The 13778-nt window shown below is 30.5% G+C and carries 16 protein-coding genes; 11 read left to right on the top strand and 5 right to left on the bottom strand.

Features of this window, described 5'->3' with window-relative positions:
* Positions 1 to 45 precede the first annotated feature (45 nt).
* The 6 genes from HM985_RS14815 to HM985_RS14790 all read left to right on the top strand — a co-directional run bounded on the left by HM985_RS14815 (position 46) and on the right by HM985_RS14790 (position 5110).
* Positions 46 to 876, top strand: coding sequence for a universal stress protein (locus HM985_RS14815; protein ID WP_179376997.1), 831 nt, complete (start codon positions 46 to 48; stop codon positions 874 to 876).
* A gap of 20 nt (positions 877 to 896) precedes the next feature.
* The gene (gene pepT, locus HM985_RS14810; protein WP_179376996.1) at positions 897 to 2126 is read left to right on the top strand and encodes a peptidase T; all 1230 of its coding nucleotides are present in this window, start codon (positions 897 to 899) and stop codon (positions 2124 to 2126) included.
* Between the two features lie 113 nt (positions 2127 to 2239).
* Positions 2240 to 3031: a hypothetical protein gene (locus HM985_RS14805; RefSeq protein WP_179376995.1), complete on the top strand. Its 792-nt coding sequence runs from the start codon at positions 2240 to 2242 to the stop codon at positions 3029 to 3031.
* A 133-nt stretch (positions 3032 to 3164) separates the two neighbouring features.
* Positions 3165 to 3728, top strand: coding sequence for a TetR/AcrR family transcriptional regulator (locus HM985_RS14800; protein ID WP_179376994.1), 564 nt, complete (start codon positions 3165 to 3167; stop codon positions 3726 to 3728).
* Between the two features lie 72 nt (positions 3729 to 3800).
* Positions 3801 to 4349, top strand: coding sequence for a carboxymuconolactone decarboxylase family protein (locus HM985_RS14795; RefSeq protein WP_179376993.1), 549 nt, complete (start codon positions 3801 to 3803; stop codon positions 4347 to 4349).
* A gap of 113 nt (positions 4350 to 4462) precedes the next feature.
* Entirely contained in the window at positions 4463 to 5110 is a 648-nt protein-coding gene (locus tag HM985_RS14790; RefSeq protein WP_179376992.1) for a DsbA family oxidoreductase, read from the top strand.
* A gap of 98 nt (positions 5111 to 5208) precedes the next feature.
* On the opposite strand, the gene yajC is transcribed toward HM985_RS14790, so the two are convergent.
* The 4 genes from yajC to HM985_RS14770 all read right to left on the bottom strand — a co-directional run bounded on the left by yajC (position 5209) and on the right by HM985_RS14770 (position 8474).
* Positions 5209 to 5499, bottom strand: coding sequence for a preprotein translocase subunit YajC (yajC, locus tag HM985_RS14785; protein WP_179376991.1), 291 nt, complete (start codon positions 5497 to 5499; stop codon positions 5209 to 5211).
* A gap of 30 nt (positions 5500 to 5529) precedes the next feature.
* Positions 5530 to 6102, bottom strand: a complete 573-nt coding sequence (locus tag HM985_RS14780) for a DUF1573 domain-containing protein (protein ID WP_179376990.1) — start codon at positions 6100 to 6102, stop codon at positions 5530 to 5532.
* A gap of 212 nt (positions 6103 to 6314) precedes the next feature.
* Positions 6315 to 7262, bottom strand: coding sequence for a transcription antitermination factor NusB (nusB, locus tag HM985_RS14775; RefSeq protein WP_246285028.1), 948 nt, complete (start codon positions 7260 to 7262; stop codon positions 6315 to 6317).
* Positions 7263 to 7370: 108 nt separating this feature from the next.
* Complete coding sequence (locus HM985_RS14770) at positions 7371 to 8474, bottom strand: Glu/Leu/Phe/Val family dehydrogenase (protein WP_179376989.1); 1104 nt, start codon at positions 8472 to 8474, stop codon at positions 7371 to 7373.
* A 132-nt stretch (positions 8475 to 8606) separates the two neighbouring features.
* Here HM985_RS14770 and HM985_RS14765 point away from each other — a divergent pair, with 132 nt between their 5' ends.
* Together HM985_RS14765 and HM985_RS14760 are read left to right on the top strand one after the other, a co-directional pair.
* A complete protein-coding gene (locus HM985_RS14765; protein WP_179376988.1) occupies positions 8607 to 10361 on the top strand; it encodes an ABC transporter ATP-binding protein in 1755 nt (584 codons plus the stop codon).
* A 64-nt stretch (positions 10362 to 10425) separates the two neighbouring features.
* Entirely contained in the window at positions 10426 to 10815 is a 390-nt protein-coding gene (locus HM985_RS14760) for a PUR family DNA/RNA-binding protein (protein WP_179376987.1), read from the top strand.
* A gap of 76 nt (positions 10816 to 10891) precedes the next feature.
* Here HM985_RS14760 and HM985_RS14755 read toward each other — a convergent pair whose 3' ends face one another.
* Positions 10892 to 11227 (bottom strand): tRNA-binding protein, encoded by a 336-nt coding sequence (locus tag HM985_RS14755; RefSeq protein WP_179376986.1) that lies wholly within the window; start codon positions 11225 to 11227, stop codon positions 10892 to 10894.
* A 52-nt stretch (positions 11228 to 11279) separates the two neighbouring features.
* Here HM985_RS14755 and HM985_RS14750 point away from each other — a divergent pair, with 52 nt between their 5' ends.
* The 3 genes from HM985_RS14750 to HM985_RS14740 all read left to right on the top strand — a co-directional run bounded on the left by HM985_RS14750 (position 11280) and on the right by HM985_RS14740 (position 13770).
* A complete protein-coding gene (locus HM985_RS14750) occupies positions 11280 to 11834 on the top strand; it encodes a thioredoxin family protein (RefSeq protein WP_179376985.1) in 555 nt (184 codons plus the stop codon).
* 635 nt (positions 11835 to 12469) lie between these two features.
* Positions 12470 to 12667: a hypothetical protein gene (locus HM985_RS14745; RefSeq protein ID WP_179376984.1), complete on the top strand. Its 198-nt coding sequence runs from the start codon at positions 12470 to 12472 to the stop codon at positions 12665 to 12667.
* A gap of 104 nt (positions 12668 to 12771) precedes the next feature.
* A complete protein-coding gene (locus HM985_RS14740) occupies positions 12772 to 13770 on the top strand; it encodes a lipoate--protein ligase (protein ID WP_179376983.1) in 999 nt (332 codons plus the stop codon).
* The last annotated feature ends 8 nt before the right edge of the window (positions 13771 to 13778 follow it).

Genomic DNA, 13778 nt, shown 5'->3' with positions numbered 1-13778 from the left:
TAGGATTTTTATTAACTTTGAAATCCAAACCAAAATCAAATTATCATGAAAAAAATTATCGTCCCTGTTGATTTTTCAAAGCATTCAGAATATGCTTTAGAAACAGCTGCAGAATTAGCAAAAAAGCACAATGCAGAATTAATTGTAATGCATATGTTAGAAATGTCTGATTCTATCTTTTCAGCCTCTGTTACTGAACGTAATGACGAAAACGCATTTATGTTATTGGTAGCTAAAAAGCAATTTGACACCTTTTTAGATCAACCATACCTAGAAGGACTTACCGTTACTCCAATGGTTAAATACCTTAAAGTATTAAACGAAGTTGCAGCAGTTGCTACAGAAGTTAATGCAGACCTTATTGTAATGGGCTCTAGAGGACATAATGACTATGATGGTATTTTTACAGGTTCTAATACAGAAAAAATAGTACGCCATAGTAATACTCCTGTTTTAATTATAAAATCTAAACCTCAAAACGTTGATTTTAATAGTATTGTATTAGCTACTGATTTTTCAGAAGGTAGTATTCCTTCAATTAAAAAATCATTAGAATTATTAAATAAATTAGGAAAAAAAATATCTTTATTAAACATCAATACTCCTAATTTAGGTTTCTTAAGTACTGATGAAATCGATGAAAAAATCACATTATTTTTAGAAAAAGCTAAATTAACTGAAAATGATATTACTATAGCACGCATCTCTGACCATAGTGTAGAAGATGGTATTTCTAGTTTTGTAAAAAGAAATAGTATTGATGCTGTTTCAGTTATTACTCATGGTAGAAAAGGCTTAAATCACTTCTTTGGTGGTAGTATATCTGAAGATGTTGTAAATCATGTTAAGCTTCCTGTCATTACTTTTAAACTTTAATTTTCAATTAAAATATTCATATGCAGCATATCATTGATCGTTTTATAGGCTATGTTACTATAGATACAGAATCAGATCCTAATTCTGAGACTACTCCAAGTACTACTAAACAGTGGGATTTGGCTAATAAGTTAGTTGAAGAATTAAAGGAAATTGGACTAAGTGATGTTACAATTGATGAGAACGCCTACATTATGGCAACCTTACCAAGTAACGTAAATTCTAAAGTACCAACCATTGGTTTTGTTTCTCATTTTGATACTTCTCCTGATTTTACAGGTGCCAATGTTAAACCTCAAATTATAGAAAATTATGATGGTAAAGACATTGTTTTAAACGCTGAACAAAACATTATTTTATCTCCAGATTATTTCGAAGATTTATTAATGTACAAAGGTCAGACGTTAATAACTACAGATGGTACTACCCTTTTAGGAGCCGATGATAAAGCAGGGATTACAGAGATTGTAACGGCAATGGAATATCTTATTAATCATCCTGAAATTAAGCACGGAACTATTAAAGTTGGCTTTACTCCAGATGAAGAAATAGGAAGAGGAGCTCATAAATTTGATGTTGAAAAGTTTGGTGCAGATTGGGCCTACACAATGGATGGTAGCCAAGTTGGTGAATTAGAATACGAAAATTTTAATGCTGCAGGCGCCGTAATTACGGTAAAGGGTAAAATTGTACATCCTGGCTATGCAAAAGGTAAAATGATTAATTCTATGTATTACGCTTCGGAGTTTATCAATGTATTACCACGTTTAGAAACACCTGAACACACAGAAGGATACGAAGGCTTTTTTCATCTTCATAATATGGAAGGTGATGTAGAAGAAACCAAACTTCAGTATATCATTCGCGATCATGATAAAGACAAATTTGAAGCTCGTAAAGCTTTAATGGAAAAGGTCGTTTTAGATTTAAATACAAAATATGAAAGTGAGGTCTTTAAAATTGAAATCAAAGATCAATACTTTAATATGAAAGAAAAGGTAGAACCTGTAATGCATATTGTAGATATTGCAGAAGAGGCCATGAAAGCTGTTGGTATTACCCCTTTAATTAAAGCCATTAGAGGAGGAACGGATGGTTCTCAATTATCTTACATGGGGTTACCATGCCCTAATATTTTTGCAGGGGGTCATAACTTTCATGGAAGATATGAATACGTACCTGTTGAGAGTATACAAAAAGCTGTAGAAGTTATTTGTAAAATAGCTGAGATAACGGCCTTAAAAAAGTAGATATTAATATTACCTTAATATTCAATTAGCAGTAAATACTTCATCTATATGAAGTTTTACTGCTAATTTTTTTATGCTTGATTAAAAAAATTGCGTAGCTCCAATAAATAAAAATGATTGAATTACTATTCTTAATTAAATTAATTGTCGCTATTTCATTTGTTATTGGCTTATCTCTACTTGCAGAAAATGTAAGCCCAAAAGTTGCTGGTATTTTATCAGGTTATCCATCAGGTTCTGCTATCACTTTATTTTTCTTCGGGTTAGAAGTTAGCCCAGAGTTTGCAGCGGTAAGCTCTGTTTACAATATGATTGGTTTAACGGCCTCTTTATCCTTTGTGTATATTTATTACATAGCATCAAATTTCTTAACTAAATTCAATATCCTTTTATCTTCCTTAACGGCAATATTCGGCTATTTTCTAATTGTATTTTTATTACATCTTATAGATATAAATAAATATATCGCCATCTTAATACCAATTACATTTTCGTTTCTTTTCATCTATCTTTTTAAAAATATTAAGAATATTAATATTCAAACGAAAGCAAAACTTAATTACAAAATTCTTTTTGTAAGAGCATTTTTTGCAGCTCTAATTATTCTACTAATTACAAGTGCTCCTAAATTTGTTGGTCCCACATGGGCAGGCCTTTTTTCTGCCTTTCCTACAACATTATTTCCTTTAATGTTAATTATTCATTTTACATATTCAAAAGAACATGTTCATACTGTTATTAAAAATGTACCTGTAGGTATGTTTTCATTAATAATTTATTCTTTGGTCGTTTCAATAGTATATCCATTGTTAGGCATTTATATCGGTACAATCGTTTCATTCGCGGCGGCAACACTTTATTTATTAGTTTATAGAAAAAAAAAAAGTATTATAGACAATCGTTAAAGGTTCTTCAATCTTAATTAGTAACAAATATTTTTTTCAAAAATTAAATAAATGTTAAATCCTTTTTTGTTTCTAAACGATTGGTTAGTTTTGTGCTGTAGTTAGAAATTAAGTTATTCTAATTGTAATAGAAATGGCAAGAAAAAAAAAATATAACGAAACTGAAGTTGTAGTAAAAGCGATGAACCTCTTTTGGAAGAACGGCTACGAAACAACTTCGATGCAAATGCTCGAAAAAGAAATGGGCATAAATAAGTTTTCTATATATTCTAGTTTTGGTAATAAATACGGCTTATTTCTTGAAAGTTTAAAACAATACAAATCAACAATCAGCAGTACTTTTGAAAAATTTAAAAGTGCTAATAATGGTTTAGAGGACATTAAACAATTCTTCTATGATTCTGTAAGTAACAATTTTGAAGACGGAAATGAAAAAGGATGTTTGGTAACCAACACTTACAACGAATTTTCCGAGAGTCAAGATTTGCTAATAAAGGAACAAATGAGTTCATTTATGGACAATTTGAAAACTATTATTATCGAAAAATTAAAAATGGATCCTTCAAAAAGTGAAGAAACCATCATTAAGCAAGCTAATTATTTACTATTAGCAAAACACGGGTTAGCAGCCGCAGCAAGAGTAAATACAAAAGAAGAAATAGAAGATTATATTGAAATAACATTTAAAAACTTATAACATTTTTTTGGAACATAACTAAACGTTCGTTTAGATAAAATTAACATAAATATTAAATTAAAAAGAAAAATTATGACAACTTTAAAAATTAATACCATTGAAAATGCACCAGAAGATTCTAAACCATTATTAGAAAATTCTCAAAAATCATTCGGAATGATTCCTGGTTTACACGGCGTATTAGCAAGTGCACCTAAGACTCTCGAAGCTTACCAAACTTTACACGAGCTGTTCACTCAAACTTCTTTTAATGAAAAAGAATTAACCGTAGTATGGCAAGCAATTAACGTAGAACACGCATGTCACTATTGTGTACCAGCACATACAGGTATTGCAAAAATGATGAAAGTAGACGATGCTATTACAGAGGCTTTACGTAACGAGACACCTTTAGAAAGTTCAAAACTTGAAGCTTTACGTACAATGACATTAACAATTACTCGTAACCGTGGACAAGTAACACAAGAAGATTTGGATACTTTCTATGCTGCAGGTTATGGTGAACAACAAGTATTAGAGATCATTTTAGGACTGTCTCAAAAAGTAATTAGTAATTATACTAACCATATTGCAAACACACCTGTTGACGAACCGTTTAAAAAGTTCGCTTGGTCAAAATAAACTGTGGCATTATAATCCCTATAGCCACAAATTGATTGATAGCTTTAAACCTTCCGTTAATTAACGGAAGGTTTATTAATTTTAATAACTTTACAATTAAATCCCAATAAATTATGAAAGAGAAAATGAAAATAGATATTGTTTCAGACGTTGTATGCCCATGGTGCACTATTGGTTACAAACGTTTAGAAAAAGCGATTATAGAACTCAACCTTCAAGACAAAGTAGACATTGAATGGCAGCCTTTTGAATTGAATCCTAATATGCCAAAAGATGGTCAGAACTTAACAGAACATATCTCTGAAAAATATGGTGCTACTTTAGAACAACAAAAAGAATCTCAAGCCCATATGACAGCCGTTGGTGAAGAACTAGACTTTACGTTTAGCTATTCAGAAGATATGCGCATGGTTAATACCTTTGATGCTCATATTCTTTTAGATTATGCTAAAGATTTTAATAAACAAACCGAATTAAAAATGCGTCTTACCACTGCTTTCTTCAGTGAACAAAAAGACGTCTCTAAAAGAGAAATATTAAAACAAGCATTAATTGATGTTGGTTTAAATGCAGATGAAGGTTTAGCAAAACTAGATAATGAAGAAGCTCGCAAACACATTAGAACTGAACAAGCTTATTGGAAGAATTTAGGTGTTAGCTCAGTACCAACAATAGTTTTTAATAGAAAAAGTGCCATAACAGGTGCCCAACCAATTACTACTTTTAAACAAGTCTTATCGGAATTAGCTAACGAAGCATAGATTTATATAGGACTTAATAAATATAACCATTTTATTTTAAAACAAAAAAAGACCATTCAATTAATTTGAATGGTCTTTTTTATATCACACAATATAGCTTATTTTACAACAGCTGGTGTATTTAATTTCTTACTCATTTCCATAGAAATTGCAGAACGGTCAAACTTAATTTTCCCTGCTAATGTTTCGATAATACAACTACTATCTTTTTCATTTAATTCTACAACTTTTCCGTGCATACCACTTTTTGTAATCACACGATCACCACGTTTTAATTCGCTGGCAAACTTTTTCTCTTGTTTAGAACGTTTCATTTGTGGTGCAATCATAAAGAAATACATCACTGCAAAAATAGCGATAAACGGTAAAAATGATCCTATTGCGTCCATTTGGTAATTTATTATTAAAATGTAAAATTATTAATCGTGGTTGTGTCCTTCATGACCTGCTTGCGTAGAATATTTTCTAGGCGCAGCAGCTGCAGCAGCTCCATTATCTGTAGCTAAAGGGTTAACATTTGTCTTTGCTGCCGCTTTTACCGGTGCATTAGGGTCTGCAGCTATAAATGCTGTAATTCTAACAGGTACTTTTCCCTTTTCAGTATTTGTAGTCATTGTTAAAGACTTTGTTACTTTACCATTACCTTTTCCATTGAACTTTACTGTAAATTCACCTGTTTCTCCTGGTTGAACTTCTCTTGTAAAATTAGAGGGTACTGTACATCCACAAGTACTTTTTATATCACTTACAACTAACATAGAATTTCCTGTATTCGTATATTTAAAGATAGTTTCAACAGGCGTTCCGTTCATTATATTTCCAAAATCGTGTTCTGTTTTATCTAAAGAAAGCACAGCAAAATCTCCTGCATTAGCATCTCTTTCTGCTGCAACTGCAACATTTTCTTCTTTAATTTTGCTAGAAGCATCATCCTTACAAGACGTTAAAGCCACCATGCATAAAGCACTAAGTCCTAAAATTACTTTTTTCATTATTATTGAATTTTTATTAAAATTAATTATCGCAAGCGAAGTTAATAATTATTTTAAGGTATTAAAATTTTTAGCTCCTTGTTAACGTTTTATTTGTAGGAAATAACCTTCTTAAAATACACCTCTTAACTAAACTATAGTCATAAATGAGGTCTATTACTTATAAAAAAGAAATCTACTTAAACAACAATGTTGTAAGTAGATTCTTTAATTTACATTAAGCCTCTTCCGGTCTTTATATGCACACCATCTGCTTGATATTCTTTAACTATTTTATCTAAAATACCATTAATAAAGTAGCTACTTTTTGGTGTAGAATATTCTTTTGCTATTTCTAAATATTCGTTAATTGTTACCTTATGAGGAATAGATGGAAATTTTTGAAACTCACAAAGTGCCATTTTTAATAAAACACCATCTAAACTTGCCAAACGTTCTGAATCCCAATTAGTGGTCTTACCGTTAATTTCTTCTGCAAATTTAGAATTATTAAGAAACGTTTTCTTAAATAATTCTATCGCAAATTCTTTGTCTTCTTCATCTTTATACAATTCAGGTAATAAAGCTGTTTCAGGCGAGGTTAACTTTAACTTTCTCAAAACCTTTAACATGGCTGTATTTACAACTGGTAAATCATCTACCCAAGTTAGTTTTTTATCTTCAAAAAAGTCAAAAAGCTTCTCGTTAGGAGCTATAATTTCAGTAAAAATATCTAAAACAAATTGCTTATCTCTCTTAAAAGTAGGCACTTCTTCTTCTTTAGTATATTCTTTGTAAATATCACTCTTCAAAATTTCTTTAAAAAGAATATCGACATATTCGAATTCTAAATCCCAAAAATTCAATTTATGACTAGAAATCACATCCTTTAACATTGTATTACTACTAATACAATTAAGAAGTTGATTCTCTTGAAATTTTAAATCAGGATTTTTATCTGCAGCTGTACCTAAGAGTTTCTTCTGCAATTTCTCGTTATGGTTCTTACTTTTTTTATGCAGCTCGGTTAGCAAGGCTAAAAGCGACAAGTACAAATCGTACATGTTATCTAAACTGTGCAATAAAAATTTTTGTTCTTTTATTAAATCATCACTTTCGGTACCTTTAAAAGCATACATAGATTGCATAACTTTAATTCTGATGTGTCTTCTGTTTAGCATGTGTAAGAACTTACTTTATTTTTTGATTATTAAAAAAAGGTGAATCTTTAAAAGATTCACCTTGCAAAAATACTATTATTTAATTTTTATATTAGAATTTAATATAGACTATTTTAAGTTTTCTCGCTTACGTGTCTCAATACGCTCTCTTGCAATATTTAACGCTGCGTCATTTGTCGTTAACTTATTAACTTTTGCGTTATCTAAAATTTCTAAAGTTGTATTGTAAATATTCTCTGTTTTACGGATTATCTCTTGTCTATCATAGTTTTCTAACTCTGCATAAACATTAATAATTCCACCTGCATTAATTAAGAAATCTGGTGCATAAACAATACCACGTTCTTGTAAAATTAACCCATGCTTATCTTCATCTGCTAATTGGTTGTTAGCTGCACCTGCAATTACTTTTGCATTTAATTTATAAATGGTATCGTCATTAATGGTTGCACCTAAGGCACATGGAGCATAAATATCCATATCTTCGTTATAGATATCGTTACCGCCATAGATGGTAACTCCATACTTAGAACGTACTTCCTCTAAACGTTCTTGACTAATATCTGCAATTGTAACATTAGCACCTTCGTTAACCAAATGTTCTACTAAAGCTTCACCAACATTACCAATTCCTTGTACAAAAACATTTTTATCTTCTAAAATATCAGAACCAAATTGAAATTTCGATGCTGCTTTCATTCCCATAAAAACACCATAAGCCGTAATAGGAGATGGATTACCTGCACCACCTTTGCTTTCTGAGATTCCGGTGACGTAAGGAGTTACTTCTCTTACAGTATCCATATCTTCGGTGGTCATACCTACATCTTCTGCAGTAATATAACGTCCGCTTAATGAATGTACAAACTCTCCAAAACGTTTCATTAATTCTGGTGTTTTCTGTGTTTTGGCATCACCAATAATAACAGCTTTACCTCCACCAAGATTTAAACCTGTAATTGCAGATTTAAATGTCATACCACGAGAAAGTCGTAATACATCATTAAGAGCTTCCCACTCGTTTGCGTAATTCCACATTCTTGTACCACCCAAAGCTGGTCCTAAAACTGTATTATGAATACCAATTATAGCTTTTAAACCAGTATCTTTGTCATTGCAAAAAACAATTTGCTCATGATTGTCAAAAGAATGTTGTCCGAAAACCGGATCCATTTTTTTTAATTCTTTTGAACTTATAATTTCTGATGTCATGTTACTTTTAATTTAGGGTGTTTACGGACGTTCTAAAAACGGCACGCAAAAGTAAATTATAATTAAAGGATTAGCAAAACATTAACTATTAAATACATTTCTCGTAATACTTTTGAGCAATTAAAATTTATAATGAAAGCACTTAAACACCTCAATAAATACTTCTATAAATATAGATCTCGTTTAATCATTGGTATCATTATTACTATAATAGCCAAGGTCTTTGCACTGTTTACTCCACGTTTAGTAGGTGCGTCTATTAATATTGTTTCAGATAGATTAGATGGTAAAATATCGGAAGAAATATTTAGAAATGATTTAACAATTTACATCTTATATCTCGTTGGTTCTGCAATTGTGGCAGGAATATTCACCTTTTTGATGCGACAAACTATCATTAATGTGTCTCGTCACGTCGAATTTGATCTTAAAAATGAAATTTATAAGCATTATCAAATTCTATCTTTAAACTTTTATAAAACAAATAGAACAGGAGATTTAATGAACCGCATTAGTGAAGATGTTGGTAAGGTTAGGATGTATGTTGGTCCTGCTATTATGTATACTATAAATACCATAACCTTATTTGTTATTGCTATAATATACATGGTAGATAGATCCCCATCGTTAACATTGTACACTTTACTCCCTCTACCCTTTTTGTCTGTAGTAATTTATAAATTAAGCCGTTTAATAAATAAACGTAGTACAATTGTACAACAATCTCTATCGACATTATCGACATATTCACAAGAAACTTTTAGTGGTATTTCTGTAATAAAATCTTATGGTATAGAACCTAGAACCAATATAGAATTCGAACATCTTTCAGCTGAAAATCGTCAGAAGCAAATTAACTTAACTAAAGTACAAGCTTTATTTTTTCCGATGATGATACTATTAATTGGTGTAAGTAACCTTATCGTTATATATGCTGGTGGTATGCAATATATGAATGGCGAAATTGAAAAAATAGGAACCATTGCCGAGTTTATTATCTATGTAAATATGCTTACTTGGCCAGTAGCTACAGTAGGTTGGGTAACCTCTTTAATACAACAAGCAGAAGCTTCTCAAGAACGTATTAATGAGTTTTTACTAACCGAGCCAGATATAAAAAATGCAGCTAAAAGCTTAACACCTATTAAAGGTGATATTGAATTTAAAAATGTGTCCTTTACCTATCCCGACACAAATATAAAAGCATTAAAAGATGTCAGTTTTACACTTAAATCTGGACAGACCTTAGCCATATTAGGTAAAACAGGTTCAGGGAAGTCAACTATTTTAGACTTAATTGGTCGTTTGTATGATATTGATAAAGGTTTGCTTTTAATTGATGATAAAAACATCGCAGATCTAAATCTTTTTAGCTTAAGAGATAGTATTGGTTACGTACCACAGGACGCCTTTTTGTTTTCTGATACCATAAAAAATAATATAAAATTTGGTAAAGAAGACGCTACCGACGAAGAAGTAATTGCTGCAGCAACAAACGCTAGAGTTCACAAAAACATTGTTGGGTTTACTAAAGGCTATGATACTGTTTTAGGAGAACGAGGTATTACACTTTCGGGCGGACAAAAGCAACGTGTCTCTATTGCTAGAGCAATTATTAAACAACCAGATATTTTATTATTTGACGATTGCCTTTCTGCTGTTGATACTGAGACAGAAGAAAAAATATTAAAAAATCTAGTTAAACTAACGGTAGATAAAACGACTATAATTGTAAGCCATCGCATTTCTTCTGCTAAAAATGCAGATCAAATTATAATATTAGATGATGGAAAAGTTATTGAGTCAGGTACACACCAGACGCTCATAGAAACTGACGGTTATTATAAGGAATTATACCATAAACAACGCTCGGAAAAAGAAAAGTAATAATTTGTTGTTTAGGTTACTTTTTTTTTAGATTTTTGGATTGAAATTAAAAAAAGATTGAGTTATGAGTGATTATGAAATGACGGACAAAGAAGAAATATATTCTAAGGTATTGCGTGCTGGAAGAAGAACCTATTTCTTTGATGTTAGAGCTACTAAAGCTGGAGACTACTATTTAACGGTTACTGAGAGTAAAAAATTCACGAATGATGATGGCTCTTTCTACTATAAAAAACATAAGATTTATTTATATAAAGAAGATTTTACTGAGTTTAAAGAGATCTTAACAGAAATGACGGATTACATTATTAATGAGAAAGGACAAGAAGTAATTAGTGAACGTCACCAAAAAGATTTTAAACGTGAAGATGAATTTGTAACTCAAGAAGCTAAAACCTCAGAAGATACTGCAACTACAGAAAGTTTTACAGATATCAGTTTTGATGATATATAAAATAACTTATTTTAATTATAATAAAATACCCTGATAAATTTTATCAGGGTATTTTATTCATTATGGAATTTAATTTTTAAGAAACAGAGCTTCCGTTTTTTACTTTAGTCTCTGGATGTAACAAGAAAACATCGTTTGCTTTTACAGCTCCTACAACGAGACATTCGCTCATAAAATTAGCTATTTGCTTATTAGGAAAGTTAATTACCGCCACAATTTGCCTGTTTATTAAATTTTCTTTTTGATATTGAGTGGTAATTTGAGCAGAAGTTTTTTTCTTACCCAATACCCCAAAATCTATAATTAATTGATAAGCAGGGTTATTTGCCTTAGGAAAGTCATTAACTTCAATAATTGTCCCAATTCGTAAATCTACTTTTGTAAAGTCTTCAAATGTTACTATCTTTTCCATTCCTTTTATTAAAGTCAAAAAACTGATTAATTAAAACAAATATAAAGAAATAATGGCTCGGACAGAATCTAATATGATGCCCTTAGGCACAATAGCACCTCAGTTTAAACTAACAGATACTGTAGATAATACTAAAAAATCTCTAAAAGAATTAAAAGGTACTACAGGAACGTTGGTAATGTTTATTTGCAACCACTGCCCTTTTGTTCTTCATGTAAGCGCTGAGTTATCGCAATTAGCAAAAGACTATATTTCTAAAGGTATTAATTGCATTGCAATTTCTAGTAATGATATTGTTAATTACCCACAAGATAGACCTGAATTAATGGCAAAACATGCTATAAATGAAGATTATATATTTCCTTATTTATATGATCAAACTCAGAATATCGCTAAAGCATACAATGCGGCTTGCACACCCGATTTTTTCTTATTCGATTCTAACTTAGAATTAGTTTACACGGGTCAATTAGACGATTCTAGACCAGGTAATGATGAACCTATAACAGGTAAAAATATTAGAGAAGCTATGACTGCCTTAGTAAATAAAAAACCTATAAATACCATTCAAAAACCAAGTATGGGCTGTAATATCAAATGGAAATAAATATACATCTGCTTTTAAGACAACATCAAAATTAGTACTTAGTCTTTTTTTCTTTTTTCACCCAAATTACTTGAACGAACCTTAATTCTGTTATAACTAAAATATATCAGATAATTATATTATAAACTTTACATACAATATAAAATAGGAGTCACAAATCGTTTAAAATTAAAGTGTTTCGTTGGCCAATCCACAAAAGATTTAACTGTTCTAAATTTACAGCGATCCTTTTCCTAAATCCAAAAAAATAATTGCTATGAGATATCAAACTACTAAATCTGATAGTGATTGAGCTGCTTTTAAATTCACTGGTCGGTTTCAAAACTAAAATTTAGGTAAATTCCTAAAAGGCTTAGAAATACAACTCAAAGAAATTTATATAAACATCAAAATATCCCCTTCAATAAAGGTTTGATTGAAGTTTTTAAAAAAGTAATTAAACTCTTACTTTAATAAAACAAACTACATAATTAAGAGTCACTTTTTATTATAAATTCACTTCTTTTTAACATAATATTTGCAATTACTATATATAATAGTTAAATTTAAGCGCGCTTAAATATCTAATAACAAGTATTTTATAAAAATTATCTACAGATTATTCTAAAATCTATAATGTTAACTAAACTAAAAAAATGACTACAAAAATTAAATTAATTGCTATTGGGGGCTTATTGGGAGGGGTCATTTATGCTGGTATTATAGCTGGTCTTGATTATAAAAACGGATTAGATTTTAATACTGTAAGAGTTTTAGTAAGTTTTATTGTATTCGGTGCTTTAGTGGCATATATAACGGCATATGGTTTAAAAAAGCGTCAAAACGAGAAATAATAGTAAGATTATTCTAATCAGTGATGTTTACAGATAATACATTTAGATTAAAATCAACCAACACATTTTTTTATCTTTGTTAACTACCAAATAAGATAAAGCTTATGATTTTTATTGATAATGAAGGACAGACTGATCCTAAATTAAATTTAGCGTTAGAAGAATATATTTTAAGACATTTTGACGCTTCTACCGATTATTTATTATTCTACATAAATGCTCCATCTATTATCATTGGGCGAAATCAAAATACTTTAGAGGAAATTAACCAAGAATATATAGATACCAACGATATACATGTTGTACGAAGAGTTTCTGGTGGTGGTGCCGTTTACCATGACTTAGGAAATCTTAACTTTAGTTTTATAACTAACCATGATGGTAAGAGTATCAGTAACTTTAAAAAATTTACAGCACCAGTAATTAAAGTGTTAAATGATATGGGGGTGACTGCCGAATTAAAAGGACGCAATGATATTTTGGTAGGTGAAAAGAAAATTTCTGGAACAGCACAGTTTTCTACAGGAAAAAGAATGATAAGTCACGGCACCTTATTATTTGATACTGATATGACTGAAGTTACGAAAGCGCTTCAAGTAAAAATGAGTAAAATACAGTCTAAAGGTCATAAATCGGTAAGAAGTCGGGTTGCAAATATTAGCGAATTTCTTAAAGATCCTATTTCAATGGAGGCTTTTAAAAACCAATTATTGGTTGGCTTGTACGAGGCTAGCGAACCCTTTGAGAGTTATCAATTAACTGAAGCTGAATGGAAAGCTGTTCATAAACTAAAAGCTGAAAAATATGACCAATGGGATTGGAATTATGGTCGTTCTCCTAAATTTAATATTCAAAGAACCAAACGTTTTCCTATTGGAGAAATAGACCTTCGTATTTTTGTTGAAAAAGGATTGATTTCCGAATTTAAAATCTTTGGAGACTTTTTTGGAAGACAACCTATAACCGATCTAGAAGATCTATTAATTGGTGTTCCATACGATAAAGTTGAAATTGCTAAAATCTTAAAAAACTTATCTATTGAAAATTATTTTGGGAAGTTAGAAACTTCCGATTTCATTGACCTTGTTTATGGAAATGATTAATTATGTTT

Origin of the sequence: Winogradskyella wichelsiae (assembly GCF_013403925.1) — a bacterium.
GTDB lineage: Bacteria > Bacteroidota > Bacteroidia > Flavobacteriales > Flavobacteriaceae > Winogradskyella > Winogradskyella wichelsiae.
Note: the sequence above shows the minus strand (reverse complement) of the source record. Positions and strands in the feature narration are given on the sequence as shown.

Coding starts and splice junctions, on each gene's coding strand:
- HM985_RS14800 (WP_179376994.1), top strand. CDS start 3,165: ATGGCAAGAAAAAAAAAATATAACGAAACTGAAGTTGTAGTAAAAGCG.
- HM985_RS14765 (WP_179376988.1), top strand. CDS start 8,607: ATGAAAGCACTTAAACACCTCAATAAATACTTCTATAAATATAGATCT.
- yajC (WP_179376991.1), bottom strand. CDS start 5,499: ATGGACGCAATAGGATCATTTTTACCGTTTATCGCTATTTTTGCAGTG.
- HM985_RS14750 (WP_179376985.1), top strand. CDS start 11,280: ATGGCTCGGACAGAATCTAATATGATGCCCTTAGGCACAATAGCACCT.
- HM985_RS14805 (WP_179376995.1), top strand. CDS start 2,240: ATGATTGAATTACTATTCTTAATTAAATTAATTGTCGCTATTTCATTT.
- HM985_RS14770 (WP_179376989.1), bottom strand. CDS start 8,474: ATGACATCAGAAATTATAAGTTCAAAAGAATTAAAAAAAATGGATCCG.
- HM985_RS14755 (WP_179376986.1), bottom strand. CDS start 11,227: ATGGAAAAGATAGTAACATTTGAAGACTTTACAAAAGTAGATTTACGA.
- HM985_RS14790 (WP_179376992.1), top strand. CDS start 4,463: ATGAAAGAGAAAATGAAAATAGATATTGTTTCAGACGTTGTATGCCCA.
- HM985_RS14760 (WP_179376987.1), top strand. CDS start 10,426: ATGAGTGATTATGAAATGACGGACAAAGAAGAAATATATTCTAAGGTA.
- HM985_RS14740 (WP_179376983.1), top strand. CDS start 12,772: ATGATTTTTATTGATAATGAAGGACAGACTGATCCTAAATTAAATTTA.
- pepT (WP_179376996.1), top strand. CDS start 897: ATGCAGCATATCATTGATCGTTTTATAGGCTATGTTACTATAGATACA.
- nusB (WP_246285028.1), bottom strand. CDS start 7,262: ATGCTAAACAGAAGACACATCAGAATTAAAGTTATGCAATCTATGTAT.
- HM985_RS14745 (WP_179376984.1), top strand. CDS start 12,470: ATGACTACAAAAATTAAATTAATTGCTATTGGGGGCTTATTGGGAGGG.
- HM985_RS14795 (WP_179376993.1), top strand. CDS start 3,801: ATGACAACTTTAAAAATTAATACCATTGAAAATGCACCAGAAGATTCT.
- HM985_RS14780 (WP_179376990.1), bottom strand. CDS start 6,102: ATGAAAAAAGTAATTTTAGGACTTAGTGCTTTATGCATGGTGGCTTTA.
- HM985_RS14815 (WP_179376997.1), top strand. CDS start 46: ATGAAAAAAATTATCGTCCCTGTTGATTTTTCAAAGCATTCAGAATAT.